Raw genomic sequence first — 14,320 nt, 5'->3', positions numbered from 1 at the left:
GCCCGAAAACGGTCTTATGTGCCGGGCGGCGGATGGACTATGACATTCGGTGTGGTCCGGTACGGCCCATACGGCGGCCCGGCGGGGCCGGCCCGTCAGCGCCCGTCGAAGGGAGCGCCGCGTGCCCGAGCAGCGCACGTATGTCCTGGACCCCACCGGCTCCGACCGGCACGCCGAGGACCGGGCGCTGCGCGCCCGCGGCCCGGCCACCCGGGTGGACGTCCTCGGGGTGACCGCCTGGTCCGTCAGCGACCCCCGGCTGCTCAAACGGCTGCTGACCAGCCCGCAGGTCTCCAAGGACGGCCGGGCCCACTGGCCCGACTACGCCGAGACCGTCGCGACCTGGCCGCTGGCCCTGTGGATCGGGGTGAACAACATGTTCACCGCGTACGGCGCCGATCACCGCAGGCTGCGCCGGATGGTCGCGCCGGCCTTCGCCGCCCGCCGGGTCCGGGAACTGCGCCCGGCCGTGGAGGGAATCGTCGCCGACCTGCTGGACGGGCTGTCCGCGCGGCCCGCCGGGGAGGTGGTGGACCTGCGCGAGGAACTCGCCTATCCGCTGCCGATCGCGGTGATCGGCCGGCTCCTGGGCGTCCCCGAGGACCAGCGGGAGGGGTTCCGGGCGCTGGTCGACGGGGTCTTCGCCACCACGCTCACCGCCGAGGAGGCCGCCGCCAACACCGCCGCGCTGTGGGAGGCCCTGGAGCGGCTGATCGCGGCCAAGCGGGCCGCGCCGGGCGACGACACGATCTCCCTGCTCATCGCCGCCCGGGACGAGGAGGGCGACGGCGGCGGCTTCACCGGCGACGAACTGCTGGGCACGCTGGTGCTGATGATCAGCGCCGGGTACGAGACCACCGTCAACGTCATCGACCAGGCCGTCACCGCCCTGCTGTCCGACCCCGGGCAGCTCGGCCTGGTGCGGTCCGGGCGGGCCGGCTGGGAGGACGTCGTCGAGGAGACCCTGCGCTGCGAACCCGCGGTCAAGCACCTGCCGTTGCGGTTCGCCCTCGCCGACATCCCGCTGCCCGACGGCCAGGTGATCGCGCGGGGCGAGGCGATCCTCGCCTCGTACGGCACGGCGGGCGGCCACCCGGACTGGCACGGGCCGACTGCGGGCCGCTTCGACGTGACCCGGCCGGACAAGGAGCACCTGGCCTTCGGGTACGGGGTGCACTTCTGCCTCGGCGCGCCGCTGGCCCGCCTGGAGCTGGTCACCGTGCTGCGGGACCTGTTCACGCGCTTCCCCGACCTGGAACTCGCCGTGCCGGCCGAGGAGTTGGTCCCGCTCCCCTCGCTGATCAGCAACGGGCACCGGTCGCTGCCCGTGCGGCTGCGGCGGGCCGCCGGGTCAGGCGCCGGGGCGGTCGCTCAGGCGGACGCCGAGGAGCACCACGGCCAGTGAGACGGCGCCGACCGCCGCCGCGCTCCACACGCCCGCCCGGACGCCGAGCGGCAGCAGGACCGCGGCGGCGAGCGCGGCGCCGAGTTCCCGGCCGCCCGCGGTGACGCCGGAGGCGACGCCCTCCTTGCCGCGCCGGGCGCGGGCCAGTCCGGCGGCGGAGGTGGTGGGCACCAGCAGGCCCCAGCCGGCGCCCATCAGGACGAGCGGGGCGACCAGCGCGGCGTAGTGGCCGAAGACCAGCGGGATGACGGCCAGGGCGGCGATCAGCAGGACCGAGCCGAGGACCATCGTGCCCCGGACGCCGAGGCGGCCGATGACCCGGCCGGCCGCGAGCGCCGCGACGATGTTGCCGCCGGCCAGCGGCAGCAGCGCCACCCCGGCCACGAACGGCGCCATGCCCAGTTCGTCCTGGAAGCCCATGCTGGTCAGGTACAGGGTGCCGAAGAAGGCGGCGGTGCCGACCACCGTGACGACGGCGTTGGCGCTGAACGGCAGGTCCCGCAGCTGGCTCAGCGGCAGCATCGGCGCGGACGAGCGCCGCTCCACCCGGGCGAACAGCCACACCGCCGCGCAGCCGAGGAGCACCCCGGCGGCCAGCACCGGCCGGGGCAGCGAGCGCCAGTCGTGCGCGAGGAAGGCCACGTCGCCGAGGAGCACCACCATGACCAGCAGGCCGGGCAGGTCCAGCCGGGCCCCGCCGCCCCGCAGCCGCGGCAGGACGGGCCGTCCCACCAGCGCGAAGACGACGGCGAGGACGGCGACGGCCAGGAACATGGCCCGCCAGGACGCGACCGACACCAGCGCGCCGCACAGCACCGGACCGAGGGCCGCGCCCAGCGCGTTGGCGCCGGCCCAGATGCCGATCGCCCAGGAGAGCCGGCCGGGGAGGTCCTGGTACACGGACTGGATCAGCGCCAGCGCGGACGGCAGGACGAGGGCCGCCCCGACACCCTCGCCGAAGGTGCCGGCGACGACCAGGCCCACGGAGGGCGCCGCGGCGGCGACCAGGCTGAACAGGGTGAAGACGCCGAGGCCCGCGAGGAAGACCCGGCGGGCGCCGAACCGGTCGGTCAGCGCCCCGCCGGTCAGCGACAGCATCGCGAAGGCCAGGGTGTATCCGGAGAGCACCCAGCCGATCGCGGTGCCGCTCGCGTCGAAGGAGGAGCGGATCTCGGGCGAGGCGATGTTGAGGCCCGAGGTCAGCAGGATCACCAGCAGGGTGCCGAGGCTGGCGCAGGCGAGCACCAGGTGGGGTGAGCGGCGCCGGGGGGCCACTGCCTCGCGGGCGGCGGACCCGGTGGCCTCGGTGGCGCCGCCGGTCATGTGCCGCTCCCCGCCGCCCCGCCGGTCCCCGCGCAGCGGCGGGCGAAGGCGAGGGTACGGGCGAAGCAGTCCGCCGCGTCGGCGTCGGACAGCCCGACCCACAGGTGGTCGGCGCCGCCGACGAGGCAAAGGTCGGGGTGGTGACCGGCGGCGCGCAGCGCCTCGGCGAGACGGACGGACTGCCGGGGCGGGACCAGGCTGTCGTCGGTGCCGTGCAGGAGGAGGAAGGGCGGCGCGCCGGTGCCGACGTGGGTGACCGGGCTGGCGTCCCGGGCGGTGTCCGGCCGGCCGGCCGGGGCGCCGCCGAGCAGCAGCGCCTCGAAGGAGGCCGGGTCGTGGGCGTCGTACGTGCCCTCGGGGCGGTCCTCGGCGAGGCCGGGCAGGTCGGTGGGGGCGTACCAGGTGACGCAGCCGACGACGGTGCCCGGCGGCTGGGTGAGGGCGGTCAGCGCGGCGAGGTGTCCGCCGGCCGACTCGCCCCACAGAACGGTGCGTGAGGGGTCGAGGCCGAGATCGCCGGCGCGGGTGCGCAGCCAGGCCAGTACGGCGGCCAGGTCGTCGCGCTGGGCGGGGTGGGGTGCCTCGCCGCTGAGCCGGTAGTCGGGGCAGACGACGGCGAACCCGGCCCGCGCGAGCCGGGCGAAGGGGCCGGGCCGCCAGGCACGGAAGCGGGGGCCGGGGTCGTCGCGCAGGCCGGTGTGCCAGGCACCGCCGTGCACGAAGACGACGACCGGCACGGGTCCGGCGGCGTCCTCGGGCAGCCAGAGGTCGGTGGTGAGCGGACGCCCGCCGTCGGGGACGGCGTACACCGCGCCGCGCAGCAGCGTCACCCCGTCGGCCGGGCAGGCCGGGTGGGGCAGGGGCAGGGCCGCCGGGTCGGGCGGGGCGAGCAGGTGGAAGGGGAAGGGCACGGGGCGGCCTTACGTCAGCGGGCGGTACGGGGCAGGACGCGGTGGGCGTTGGCGGTGGTGAGGGTCCGCCAGTCGGGGGCGCCGTCGGGCGCGGGGGCGGCGTCCAGGCCGGCGATGTGCGCCTCGACCCCGGCGGCCGGTGTCCAGCAGTGGTCGCTGCCGTACAGCAGCCGGTCGGCGCCGACCAGGCCGAGCAGGGCGGGGAGCTGGCGGGGCAGGGCGGGGCCGGCGAGGTCGTAGTAGAGGCGGCGGAGCTGTTCGACGGCGCCGGGGGCCTCGGTGCCGGCGGGCATGAACATCTTCATGAAGCCGTCGATGCGGTCGGCGAGGACCGGCAGGGCGCCGCCGCAGTGCGGGACGATCACGGTGAGGTTCCGGTACCGGTCGAGGGTGCCGGCCATCAGCAGGTCGGTGACGGTACGGGCGGTGTCGAAGACGAACTCGACCATCGGGCGGGGCCGGCCGAGCGCGGACCGCTCCCAGCACACCGGGGAGGTGGGGTGCAGGAAGACGACGGCGCCGCGCCGGTCCAGTTCGGCCCAGACCGGCTCCAGGTCCAGGTTGCCGAGGTAGGTGCCGTGGGTGTTGGTCTCCAGGACCACGCCGTCGGCGCCGAGGGTGTCGAAGGCGTACGCGGTCTCCGCGAGGGCGCCGTCGACGTCGGGCAGCGGCAGGGAGGCGAACAGGCCGAAGCGGCCGGGGTGTTCCCGGACGGCGGTGGCGCCGTCCTCGTTGACCTCGCGGGCCAGGCGGCGGGCGGCGGTGTCGTCGCCGAAGTGGATGCCGGGCGACGAGACCGACAGCATCGAGGTCTCGATGCCGCAGCGGTCCATCAGCTCCAGGTGGGCCGCCGCCGACCAGGCGGGCCAGGCGGGGACGCCGTCGGGGTGCTCGTGCCCGGCCGCGCGGGCCTGCCGGACGTAGGAGTCGGTGACGAAGTGGGCGTGGACGTCGAGGTAGCCGGGGCTGCGGCTGGTCATGTCGCGGCTCCCCCTCAGTTCCCGGTACGCCACTGGTGGTCGGGCAGGAACGTCACGTCGTACCGCTGCGGCACGGTGCCGAACTTCCGCGGATCGGGAACGAACGGCCGCTGCGGCGGGGAGAGTTCGTCGGTGGGGGTGCCGAGGTTCTCGAAGAACCGCTCGAAGGTGCCGCCCGGTCCGGCCGCCACGCCGACGATGCGGCTGTGGTGGCGCTCGATGCGGTAGGCGTGCGGGCAGTTCTTCGGCACGAAGCCGAAGTCGCCGACGGTCAGCAGCTTCTCGTACTGCTCGCCCTCGGTGTCCTCCACGAACAGCCGCACCGCGCCGTCGGTGATGTAGAAGACCTCGTAGGTGTCCGGGTGGGAGTGGGCGGGGATGATGTCGCCCTTGGGTCCCTCGCAGGTGAAGAAGTTGAAGGTGTTCTCGGTCTGCTCGCCGCCGGCGTAGATCGTGAACATGTCGGTGAAGAGGTGGGCGCGGTCGCCCATGCCCTTCTCTATGAAGTACGGCTTGCCCGGCTCCGGCGGGATGTGGGAGCGCTGCCGGTAGCGGGTGGCGAACTCGATGGTCATCGTGGTCCTTCCTGCGGCTCGTACGACTCCGGCCAACGTAGGACCGGTCCGGGGAAGGGGTCCGCATACACTCGGGCACGCGATGAAGAAAAACGGACAGTTCGCGGCCGGTGGTCCGGCGGGCGGCGTTCCGGCGGTGTCCTACAGCCCGACGCCGGGCCGGCCGCCGGGTCTGGAGGTGCTCGATCTGCCGGGCCTCGCGGCCCGCGCGCGGCAGCGGCAGCGCCCGCTCACCGCGCCGGTGCGGCCGGCCTTCCACCTGGTCGTCGCGGTGCGCGGCGGGCGGCTGGAGTGCGCGGTGGACTTCACCGCGTACACGCTGGGCGCGGGCGACTGGCTGTGGGTGTGGCCGGGGCAGGTGCTCCAGTTCCCGGACGGCGGCGGGGACGGCGCCGACGCGACCGTGCTGGTCTTCCCGACCGGTTTCCCGAGCGCCGCGACGGACGCGCTGATCCGGGCCTGGGAGCATGCCCCGTACCGTCTGATCACCCCGGACCCGGCGCGGCAGGCGGCGCTGCTGCGCCTGCTGGACGCGCTGGTCGAGGAGCACGCGGGGCTCGGCGACCTGTCGCTGGAGGCGTACGTCGAGACGCTGCGCGACCTGCTCGCGGTGATCCTGGTGCGGCTGGTCCACCTGGCCGACCCGCGCCGCCGCGGCCGGGCCGGCGGCGGGGAGCCGTTCGAGCGGTTCCGGCGGGCCGTGGAGGAGGACTTCGGGCGGACCCACCGGGTGGAGGACTACGCCGCGCGGCTGGGGTACAGCGCGCGCACCCTCACCCGTGCGACCCGGGCGGCTCTCGGGGTCGGGGCCAAGCGGTACATCGACGACCGGGTGCTGCTGGAGGCGAAACGGCTGCTGATCCACACGGCGCTGCCCCCGGCCGCGGTCGGCGAGCGCATCGGCTTCGCGTACCCCACCGCGTTCAGCGCGTTCTTCCGCCAGCACACCGGCATGACTCCGACGGATTTCCGAACCCTGACCAAGCCCTGACACCTCCCTCAGCGGCGACGCCCCCAGGGGCGCGGGAAACCGCGCGACCAGCCACGACGCACCCGCACCCGCCCACCACCATCAGCCCGACGGCGCGATATAGGAGTACACGTCCGCGATCCGGTGCCGCTCGTCGTAGTACACGACCGTGTCACCACCGGTGTTGTTCAGCATTCCGCTGCCGTACCCGTTGTAGTACGCCGTGGGCGAATCCGTACCCCCGCCGACATAGACGTCCAGAAGGCTCCCCGGCTGGATGACATAACCCTCACCGATGAACAACCGGAGGTTCCCCGCGCCGTCACGCAGATAGTGACCACCGACATCGATCGGACGCCCCGTGGTGTTGCGCAGCGTGACATGCTCCCCGTGCTCGGGCTGCACGTCGTCACCCGCGGGGTTCTCGATGACATGGTCGACGACCACCCCCGGCTCCCGCGGCGCGGGACCACGCCCGTCCCGCACCCGGACGGCGGTGCCGGTGAGGTTGCTGACGAGGTGGTCGTACCCCTGGTCGAGGGCCATGTCGAGTTGCTCGGGGCTGTCCACCGGGTCGTTGTAGACGACCAGCCCGGCGTCGTGCGCGCGCCGCACGTCGGACGCGGTGGTCAGCCGGGGATCGGCGAAGACACCCTCGGTCCAGGCCGCGAGGTCCCGCAGCTCCGCGTCGGGCAGCATCGCGCCGCCGGTCAGGTACACCAGCGGGACCTCGGGGAGGACGGAGGCGAACTCCCGCAGGGCGTCCTCGTCCCGCGAATGGACCATGATCTTCCAGGCGCCGGAGCGGGTGCGGGCGGCGTCGTCGTAGCCGTACCGGCCGAGCAGCGCGGCGAGCTTCCCGGCGACGCCGGGGCTGTGCGCCGGGGACTTCAGTTCCAGGGTGAGGCCGGCCCGGCCGCGGTTCAGCCGGAGCAGCTCCTCGACGGTCGGGACGCGCGCGCCGGCGAAGTCCTCCCGGTGCCAGGAGCCGGCGTCGAGCCGTCCGATCTCGGCGAGGGTGAACGCGCCGACCCGCGCGTCCGCCCGGTCGGGGAACACCTCCGCCACGTCCGTGGTGCGCGCCGGCGTGTCGTCGTGCAGCAGTACCGGCTCACCGTCGGCGGTCAGCTGGACGTCGCCCTCCAGGACGTCCGCGCCCTGGGCGAGCGCCGTCCGGTAGGAGGCGAAAGTCTCCTCGGGCGCGTCGCGGGGCGCCCCCCGGTGGGCGACCACCGGGACGTCACGGTGGTCGCCGCCGAGGCCCGCTGCGCGGCCCACGGCGGCGGTGCCCCGGAGGGGTGCGGCGGTGCCGGGCGCGGTGCCGGTGGTCCCGGCGACCAGGACGGCGGCCGACAAGGCGGCCACCGCCGGCAGCAGGGCGGGGTGCGGGCGTACGCGCATGGTTCCTCCGTGTCCGGCGGCCCGGCCCCGTGGGCCCGGACGCGTGCGGCGGCCGTGTGTGGCATGCGCACGCTAGGTGGCGTCCGGATACGGGGAGTGAACGCCGGATGACACATCCTGCCCCCGGCTCACGCCACCGCGCCCGCGGGCGCGTCCGGCCGCCCGGCGAACTGGGTGCGGTACAGCTCCGCGTACCGGCCGCCCGCGGCGAGGAGCGCCTCGTGGGTGCCGCGCTCCACGACCCGGCCGGCCTCGATCACCAGGATCTGGTCGGCGGTGCGGACCGTGGACAGGCGGTGGGCGATGACCAGGGCGGTCCGGTCCGCCAGTGCCTCGGTGAGCGCCTCCTGCACGGCCGCCTCCGAGGTGTTGTCGAGGTGGGCGGTGGCCTCGTCCAGGACGACGACGCGCTGCCGGGCCAGCAGCAGCCGGGCGATGGTCATGCGCTGGCGCTCCCCGCCGGAGAGCCGGTAGCCGCGCTCGCCGACCACCGTGTCCAGGCCGTCCGGTAGGGACCGTACGAGACCGTCGAGGCGGGCACGGGCGAGCGCGTCCCACAGGTCGGAGTCGGTGGCGCCGGGCGCGGCGAGCAGCAGGTTGGCCCGGACCGTGTCGTGGAAGAGGTGGCCGTCCTGGGTGACCATGCCGACGGTGGCGCGCAGCGACGCGGCGGTCAGCTCGCGGACGTCCACGCCGCCGACGCGCACGGTGCCCGCGTCGGCGTCGTACAGCCGCGGCAGCAACTGGGCGACGGTGGACTTGCCGGCGCCGGAGGACCCGACGAGGGCGACGGTCTGTCCGGGCTCGGCGCGGAAGGAGATGCCGTGCAGCACCTCGGCGCCGCCCCGCGTGTCCAGGGCGGCGACCTCCTCCAGGGAGGCGAGGGAGACCTTGTCGGCCGAGGGATAGCCGAAGCGGACGTCGTCGAACTCCACGGCGACGGGGCCGTCGGGGACGCGGCGGGCGTCCGGCCGCTCGGCGATGAGCGGTTCGAGGTCGAGCACCTCGAAGACCCGCTCGAAGCTGACCAGCGCGCTCATCACCTCCACCCGGGCCCCGGCCAGCGCGGTGAGCGGCGCGTACATGCGGGTCAGCAGCAGGGCGAGGGCCACGACGGCACCCGGTTCGAGGGCGCCGCGCAGCGCGAACCAGCCGCCGAGACCGTAGACCAGGGCGAGGGCCAGCGCGGAGACCAAGGTGAGCGCGGTGAGGAACGCGGCCTGCGCGGTGGCGGTGCGCACCCCGATGTCCGAGACCCGGCGGGCCCGCTCGGCGAACTGCGCCGACTCCTCCTCGGGCCGACCGAACAGCTTGACCAGGGTGGCACCGGGCGCGGAGAACCGCTCGGTCATGCGGGTGCCCATCGCCGCGTTGAGGGCGGCGGCCTCCCGTTGCATCCGGGCCATCCGGCCGCCCATGCGGCGGGCCGGGACCACGAAGACGGGCAGCAGCACCAGCGCGAGGAGGGTGATCTGCCAGGAGAGGGTGAGCATGACGGCGACGGTGAGCACCAACGTCACCAGGTTGCTGACGACGCCGGAGAGGGTGTTGCTGAAAGCCCGCTGCGCGCCGATGACGTCGTTGTTGAGACGGGAGACCAGCGCTCCCGTACGGGTCCGGGTGAAGAACGCGACCGGCATGCGCTGGACATGATCGAAGACGGCCGTCCGCAGATCCAGGATGAGTCCCTCACCGAGCCGCGCCGACAGCCTCCGGGAGAGGATGCCGAGCGCGGCCTCGGCGACGGCGATCACGGCGATCAGCAGGGCGAGCCGTACGACGGTGTGCTCGTCGGCACGCCCGTCGCCGCCGCCGGTGACGATCGCGTCGACGACGCGTCCGGCCAGCACGGGCGTGGCGACCGCGAGCAGCGCGCTCCCCACCCCGAGCAGCACGAACACCGCGATGCGGCGGCGGTGCGGACGGGCGAAGGCGGCGATGCGGCGCAGCGTGGCGCGGGCGAAGGGGCGGCGGTCCCGCTCGGCGTTGAGGATGCCGTGCAGCTGTGCCCAGGCGGTGGTCTCCATGCTCATGCCGGAGAAGCTAGAACCTCCACCAATCTTGAGGTCAAGGCGTCCGGTGCGCGTCCGGGCGAGCCGCTGTCCACCCGCCGTCCGGCACCGGTCGGTGCTCGCCGAGGGGTTCGCGCACCTGGCCACCGGCCGCCGGCCGTGGCTGCCGGCGCGACCTGCCTGACCTGGATGGCCGCCGCCTGCACCCGGCAGGGCGCGGTGGTGGAGCGGCTGCCCGGACGGCGGCTGCCCGCCACCCGGTTCGCGGCGGGCGCGGCCAACCACCTGCTGCCCTCGGGACTGGGCGCGGGCGCGGTCGACCTGCGGTTTCTCACGGTGTGCGGGGTGCCGCCGGCCCGTTCCTCGGCCGCGCCGGCGCTGTATCTGCTGGCGGAGAGCGTGGGCCGGGTGGTCCTGCTGGGCGCGCTCCTGCTGGCCCTTCCCGGCGCGCTGCGGCTCGGGGCGCTGCTGCCCGAGGGGTTCCTCGGTCCGCTCCCACTGAGGGGCGTGGCGGTACTGGTGGGTGCCGTGGTGGTGCTGGCGCTGGCCTGCCGGGCGGTGCCCGGTTTCCTGCGGACGGCGCTCGGCGAGGCCCGCTCCGTGCACAGCCCTCCGGCGCTGGCGCTGGCGCTCTGGGGCGGTTCCCCGGCGTTCCCCGCGCTCCGGGCGACGGCGCTGGTGCTGGTCGGACGGGCGCTGGCGCTGGCGCTCTGGGGCGGTTCCCCGGCGTTCCCCGCGCTCCGGGCGACGGCGCTGGTGCTGGTCGGACGGGCGCTGGGGGCTGCCGGTGCCGGCCACCCACATGGCGCCGGCCTGTCCGGCGGCGACCGTGGCGGTCGCGCTGGTGCCCACGCCGGGCGGCATCGGCTCGGTCGAGGCGGCGCTGGTCGTGGCGCCGGTGGCGGCGGCCCGGCGGCCGTGGCGACGGCGGTGGTACTGGCGTACCGGATCATCACGGTCTGGCTGCCGCTGCTGCCGGGGGCGCTGACCCTGGGGCGCTGGTCCGGCTGAAGGTGATCTGGCGCCGGGAGGCGACCCGCGCGTCATCCCGGCCGCGTCACCCACCGCGCCACCGAGCAGCGGTGGAAGCGGGCGAGGGCGGCCGGAACCGGCCGGAAGACGGCCGAAGCACCGCCATGTCCCCCTGTCCCGGTACGGTCCACCGTCGCGGATACGGCAGGATGAACGCTCGCGCCGTTCGAACTGCCGTACTGGAGCGGCGCGACCGCACATCAGGAAACGAGCAGGTGACGACGTGACGCGACTCCCCCTCCCGCCGTCGGCGAGCTTCCTCGCCGCCGCTTCCGCCCCCGGAGGCGACCGGTGACCCGTGACCTCACCGTGGACGACCTGGTCATCGCGGGCATCGCCCTCGCCGCCGGGCTGCTGGGCGCCTTCCTGCTGCGCGCGGTGCTGCGCTGGCTGGCCGGGCACGCCGACCGCACCCGCTGGAGCGGCGACGACGTGATCGTGGCCGCGCTGCGCACGGTGGCACCGTGGGTGGCGGTCTCGGGCGGCGTCGCGGGCGCCGCGGCGGCGCTGCCCCTGAGGGGCGCGCTCCAGCACACCGTGAACCAGGTGCTGACGGTCCTGCTGATCTTCGTGGTGACCGTCTCGGCGGCCCGGGTCTTCGCCGGTCTGGTGCGGACCGTCACCGCGTCCCGCTCCGGCGTCGCCGGGTCGGCGACGATCTTCGTCAACATCACCCGGGTCCTGGTCCTGGCGATCGGCTTCCTGGTGGTGCTGCAGACACTGGGCATCTCCATAGCGCCCCTGCTCACCGCGCTCGGCGTCGGCGGCCTCGCGGTCGCCCTCGCCCTCCAGGACACCCTGGCCAACCTCTTCGCCGGCATCCACATCCTCGCCTCCAAGACCGTGCAGCCCGGCGACTACATCCGGCTCAGCAGCGGCGAGGAGGGCTATGTCGAGGACATCAACTGGCGCCAGACCACCGTCCGCGACCTCTCCAACAACCTGGTCGTGATCCCCAACGGTCAGCTCGCCAAGACCAACATGACCAACTTCATGCGGCCCGAGCAGCAGCTGACCATCACCGTCCAGGTCGGCGTCGCCTACGACAGCGACCTGGAGCAGGTCGAACGGGTGACCGCCGAGGTCGTCACCGAGGTGATGAAGGAGATCACCGGCGCCGTCCCGGAGCACGAGCCGGCGATCCGCTTCCACACCTTCGGCGACTCCCGGATCGGCTTCACGGTCATCCTCGGCGTCGGTGAGTTCAGCGACCAGTACCGGATCAAGCACGAGTTCATCAAGCGGCTGCACCGGCGCTACCGCGACGAGGGCATCCGCATCCCCTCGCCCGCCCGCACCGTCGCGCTCCAGCAGGGCGCGGTGGTCCTCCCGCAGCAGCGCACGACCCCGCCGGGGCCGCCCGCCGGGGTCCGCGCCGGAACGCGCGGGGATTCCACGGCGGACCCCTGTCGAGACGAGCCCGATCACGAGATATCTTGATGTCGAGCAATGTTGCAGACGTGGAGCGGAGCACCGGTGACTGACTCGACCATCATCTATACGCACACTGACGAGGCCCCGGCCCTGGCAACGTATTCCTTCCTGCCGGTGGTCCGGGCGTACGCCTCGCAGGCGGGCGTCCCCGTGGAGACCCGCGACATCTCGCTGGCCGGACGCATCATCGCCGTGTTCCCGGAGTACCTCACCGAGGACCAGCGCATCCCGGACGCCCTCGCCGAGCTGGGCGAGCTGGCCAAGACGCCGGCCGCCAACATCATCAAGCTGCCGAACATCTCGGCGTCCATCCCGCAGCTCAAGGCCGCCGTCGCCGAGCTGCAGGCCCAGGGCTACGCGCTGCCGGACTACCCGGACGACCCGAAGACGGACGAGGAGCGCGACATCCGCGCCCGCTACGACAAGGTCAAGGGCTCCGCGGTCAACCCGGTGCTGCGCGAGGGCAACTCCGACCGCCGCGCCCCCGCCTCGGTCAAGAACTACGCCAAGGCCCACCCGCACCGCATGGGCGCCTGGACCTCCGAGTCCAGGACCAATGTGGCGACCATGGGCGAGAACGACTTCCGCTCCACCGAGAAGTCCGTGGTGATCGCCGAGGACGGCACCCTCCGCATCGAACTGGTCGGCGACGACGGCACCACCACGGTGCTGCGCGAGTCCGTGCCCGTGAAGAAGGACGAGGTCGTCGACGCCTCCGTGCTGCGCGTCGCCGCGCTGCGCGAGTTCCTCACCGCGCAGGTCGCCCGCGCCAAGGCCGAGGGCATCCTGTACTCCGTGCACCTGAAGGCCACGATGATGAAGGTCTCCGACCCGATCATCTTCGGCCACGTGGTGCGCGCCTTCTTCCCGAAGACCTTCGCGCAGTACGGCGAGACGCTGGCCAAGGCCGGGCTCACCCCGAACGACGGTCTGGGCGGCATCTACAAGGGCCTGGAGTCCCTGCCCGAGGGCGCGGAGATCAAGGCGTCCTTCGACGCGGAGCTGGCCGAGGGCCCGGAGCTGGCCATGGTCGACTCCGACAAGGGCATCACCAACCTGCACGTGCCCTCCGACGTCATCATCGACGCCTCCATGCCGGCCATGATCCGCACCTCCGGCCACATGTGGGGCCCGGACGGCCAGGAGCACGACGCCCTCGCGGTCATCCCGGACTCCTCCTACGCCGGCGTGTACCAGGCCGTCATCGACGACTGCCGCGCCAACGGCGCCTACGACCCGTCCACCATGGGCTCGGTCCCGAACGTCGGTCTGATGGCGCAGAAGGCCGAGGAGTACGGCAGCCACGACAAGACCTTCGAGATCCCCGCCACGGGCACCGTCCGCCTGGTCGACCAGAACGGCACCGCCGTCATCGAGCAGACCGTCTCCGCCGGTGACATCTTCCGCGCCTGCCAGACCAAGGACGCCCCGATCCGCGACTGGGTGAAGCTGGCCGTCACCCGCGCCCGCGCCACCGGCGACCCGGCCGTCTTCTGGCTGGACGAGACCCGCGCCCACGACGCCAACCTGATCGCCAAGGTCGAGGCGTACCTGCCGGAGCACGACACCGAGGGCCTGGACATCCGGATCCTCAACCCGGTCGAGGCGACCAAGCTGTCGGTGGAGCGCATCCGCCGCGGCGAGAACACCATCTCGGTCACCGGCAACGTGCTGCGCGACTACCTCACCGACCTCTTCCCCATCCTGGAGCTGGGCACCAGCGCCAAGATGCTGTCGGTGGTCCCGCTGATGGCGGGCGGCGGTCTGTTCGAGACCGGCGCCGGCGGCAGCGCGCCCAAGCACGTGCAGCAGCTCGTCAAGGAGAACTACCTGCGCTGGGACTCCCTCGGTGAGTTCTTCGCGCTGGTGCCGTCCCTGGAGCAGTTCGCCGAGGCCACGGGCAACACCCGGGCCAAGGTCCTCGCGGACACCCTCGACCGCGCGACGGCGACCTTCCTCGAGGAGGACAAGTCCCCGACCCGTCGTGTCGGCGGCATCGACAACCGCGGCAGCCACTTCTACCTCTCCCTCTACTGGGCGCAGGAACTGGCCGGGCAGACCGACGACGCGGACCTGGCCAAGGTCTTCGCGCCGCTCGCCGAGACGCTCTCCGCCAACGAGGCGAAGATCGTCGAGGAGCTGAACGCCGTCCAGGGCGAGCCGGCCGACATCGGCGGCTACTACCAGCCCGACCCGGCCAAGGCCGCCGAGGTCATGCGCCCGTCGGCGACCTGGAACGAGGCGCTGGCGTCCCTCGCCTGATCCGGTCACCCCGGG

General features: G+C 73.9%; 10 protein-coding genes and 1 pseudogene. 5 read left to right on the top strand and 6 right to left on the bottom strand.

Features of this window, described 5'->3' with window-relative positions:
• Window positions 1–121: 121 nt before the first annotated feature.
• Window positions 122–1,405, top strand: a complete 1,284-nt coding sequence (locus Sdagh_RS33070) for a cytochrome P450 family protein (protein ID WP_190009346.1) — start codon at window positions 122–124, stop codon at window positions 1,403–1,405.
• On the opposite strand, the gene Sdagh_RS33065 is transcribed toward Sdagh_RS33070, so the two are convergent.
• The 4 genes from Sdagh_RS33065 to Sdagh_RS33050 are packed head-to-tail and all read right to left on the bottom strand — an operon-like array spanning window position 1,352 to window position 5,194.
• A complete protein-coding gene (locus Sdagh_RS33065) occupies window positions 1,352–2,728 on the bottom strand; it encodes an MFS transporter (RefSeq protein ID WP_190078072.1) in 1,377 nt (458 codons plus the stop codon). The two genes, Sdagh_RS33070 and Sdagh_RS33065, sit on opposite strands and share 54 nt — an antisense overlap.
• Window positions 2,725–3,639 (bottom strand): alpha/beta hydrolase, encoded by a 915-nt coding sequence (locus Sdagh_RS33060; RefSeq protein ID WP_190078071.1) that lies wholly within the window; start codon window positions 3,637–3,639, stop codon window positions 2,725–2,727. The genes Sdagh_RS33065 and Sdagh_RS33060 overlap by 4 nt, the downstream gene beginning before the upstream one ends.
• A 14-nt stretch (window positions 3,640–3,653) precedes the next feature.
• On the bottom strand, window positions 3,654–4,619 hold the full coding sequence (locus Sdagh_RS33055) for an amidohydrolase family protein (RefSeq protein WP_190078070.1): 966 nt from the start codon (window positions 4,617–4,619) through the stop codon (window positions 3,654–3,656).
• 14 nt (window positions 4,620–4,633) lie between these two features.
• The gene (locus Sdagh_RS33050) at window positions 4,634–5,194 is read right to left on the bottom strand and encodes a quercetin 2,3-dioxygenase (RefSeq protein WP_189416076.1); all 561 of its coding nucleotides are present in this window, start codon (window positions 5,192–5,194) and stop codon (window positions 4,634–4,636) included.
• An 82-nt stretch (window positions 5,195–5,276) separates the two neighbouring features.
• Between Sdagh_RS33050 and Sdagh_RS33045 the strand changes: the two genes are divergently transcribed.
• Window positions 5,277–6,185, top strand: coding sequence for a helix-turn-helix domain-containing protein (locus Sdagh_RS33045; RefSeq protein ID WP_189416071.1), 909 nt, complete (start codon window positions 5,277–5,279; stop codon window positions 6,183–6,185).
• An 81-nt stretch (window positions 6,186–6,266) separates the two neighbouring features.
• Here Sdagh_RS33045 and Sdagh_RS33040 read toward each other — a convergent pair whose 3' ends face one another.
• Window positions 6,267–7,565, bottom strand: a complete 1,299-nt coding sequence (locus Sdagh_RS33040; protein ID WP_190078069.1) for a glycerophosphodiester phosphodiesterase family protein — start codon at window positions 7,563–7,565, stop codon at window positions 6,267–6,269.
• 128 nt (window positions 7,566–7,693) lie between these two features.
• Window positions 7,694–9,592 (bottom strand): ABC transporter ATP-binding protein, encoded by a 1,899-nt coding sequence (locus Sdagh_RS33035; RefSeq protein WP_190078093.1) that lies wholly within the window; start codon window positions 9,590–9,592, stop codon window positions 7,694–7,696.
• On the opposite strand from Sdagh_RS33035, the pseudogene Sdagh_RS33030 reads away from it, so the two are divergent.
• The 3 genes and pseudogenes from Sdagh_RS33030 to Sdagh_RS33020 all read left to right on the top strand — a co-directional run.
• A pseudogene (locus Sdagh_RS33030) lies at window positions 9,591–10,596 on the top strand (lysylphosphatidylglycerol synthase domain-containing protein); the annotation flags it as partial. The gene Sdagh_RS33035 and the pseudogene Sdagh_RS33030 sit on opposite strands and share 2 nt — an antisense overlap.
• A 304-nt stretch (window positions 10,597–10,900) precedes the next feature.
• Window positions 10,901–12,049: a mechanosensitive ion channel family protein gene (locus tag Sdagh_RS33025; protein WP_189416064.1), complete on the top strand. Its 1,149-nt coding sequence runs from the start codon at window positions 10,901–10,903 to the stop codon at window positions 12,047–12,049.
• Between the two features lie 36 nt (window positions 12,050–12,085).
• Window positions 12,086–14,305 (top strand): NADP-dependent isocitrate dehydrogenase, encoded by a 2,220-nt coding sequence (locus tag Sdagh_RS33020; protein WP_189416061.1) that lies wholly within the window; start codon window positions 12,086–12,088, stop codon window positions 14,303–14,305.
• Window positions 14,306–14,320 lie beyond the last annotated feature (15 nt).

It is taken from the genome of Streptomyces daghestanicus, from assembly GCF_020521275.1.
GTDB lineage: Bacteria > Actinomycetota > Actinomycetes > Streptomycetales > Streptomycetaceae > Streptomyces > Streptomyces griseoviridis.
This window is presented reverse-complemented; position numbering and strand designations above follow the sequence as displayed.

Excerpts from the sequence above, each read along its gene's own strand:
- Sdagh_RS33065 (WP_190078072.1), bottom strand. The coding sequence starts at position 2,728 with ATGACCGGCGGCGCCACCGAGGCCACCGGGTCCGCCGCCCGCGAGGCA.
- Sdagh_RS33055 (WP_190078070.1), bottom strand. The coding sequence starts at position 4,619 with ATGACCAGCCGCAGCCCCGGCTACCTCGACGTCCACGCCCACTTCGTC.
- Sdagh_RS33050 (WP_189416076.1), bottom strand. The coding sequence starts at position 5,194 with ATGACCATCGAGTTCGCCACCCGCTACCGGCAGCGCTCCCACATCCCG.
- Sdagh_RS33045 (WP_189416071.1), top strand. The coding sequence starts at position 5,277 with ATGAAGAAAAACGGACAGTTCGCGGCCGGTGGTCCGGCGGGCGGCGTT.
- Sdagh_RS33040 (WP_190078069.1), bottom strand. The coding sequence starts at position 7,565 with ATGCGCGTACGCCCGCACCCCGCCCTGCTGCCGGCGGTGGCCGCCTTG.
- Sdagh_RS33035 (WP_190078093.1), bottom strand. The coding sequence starts at position 9,592 with ATGGAGACCACCGCCTGGGCACAGCTGCACGGCATCCTCAACGCCGAG.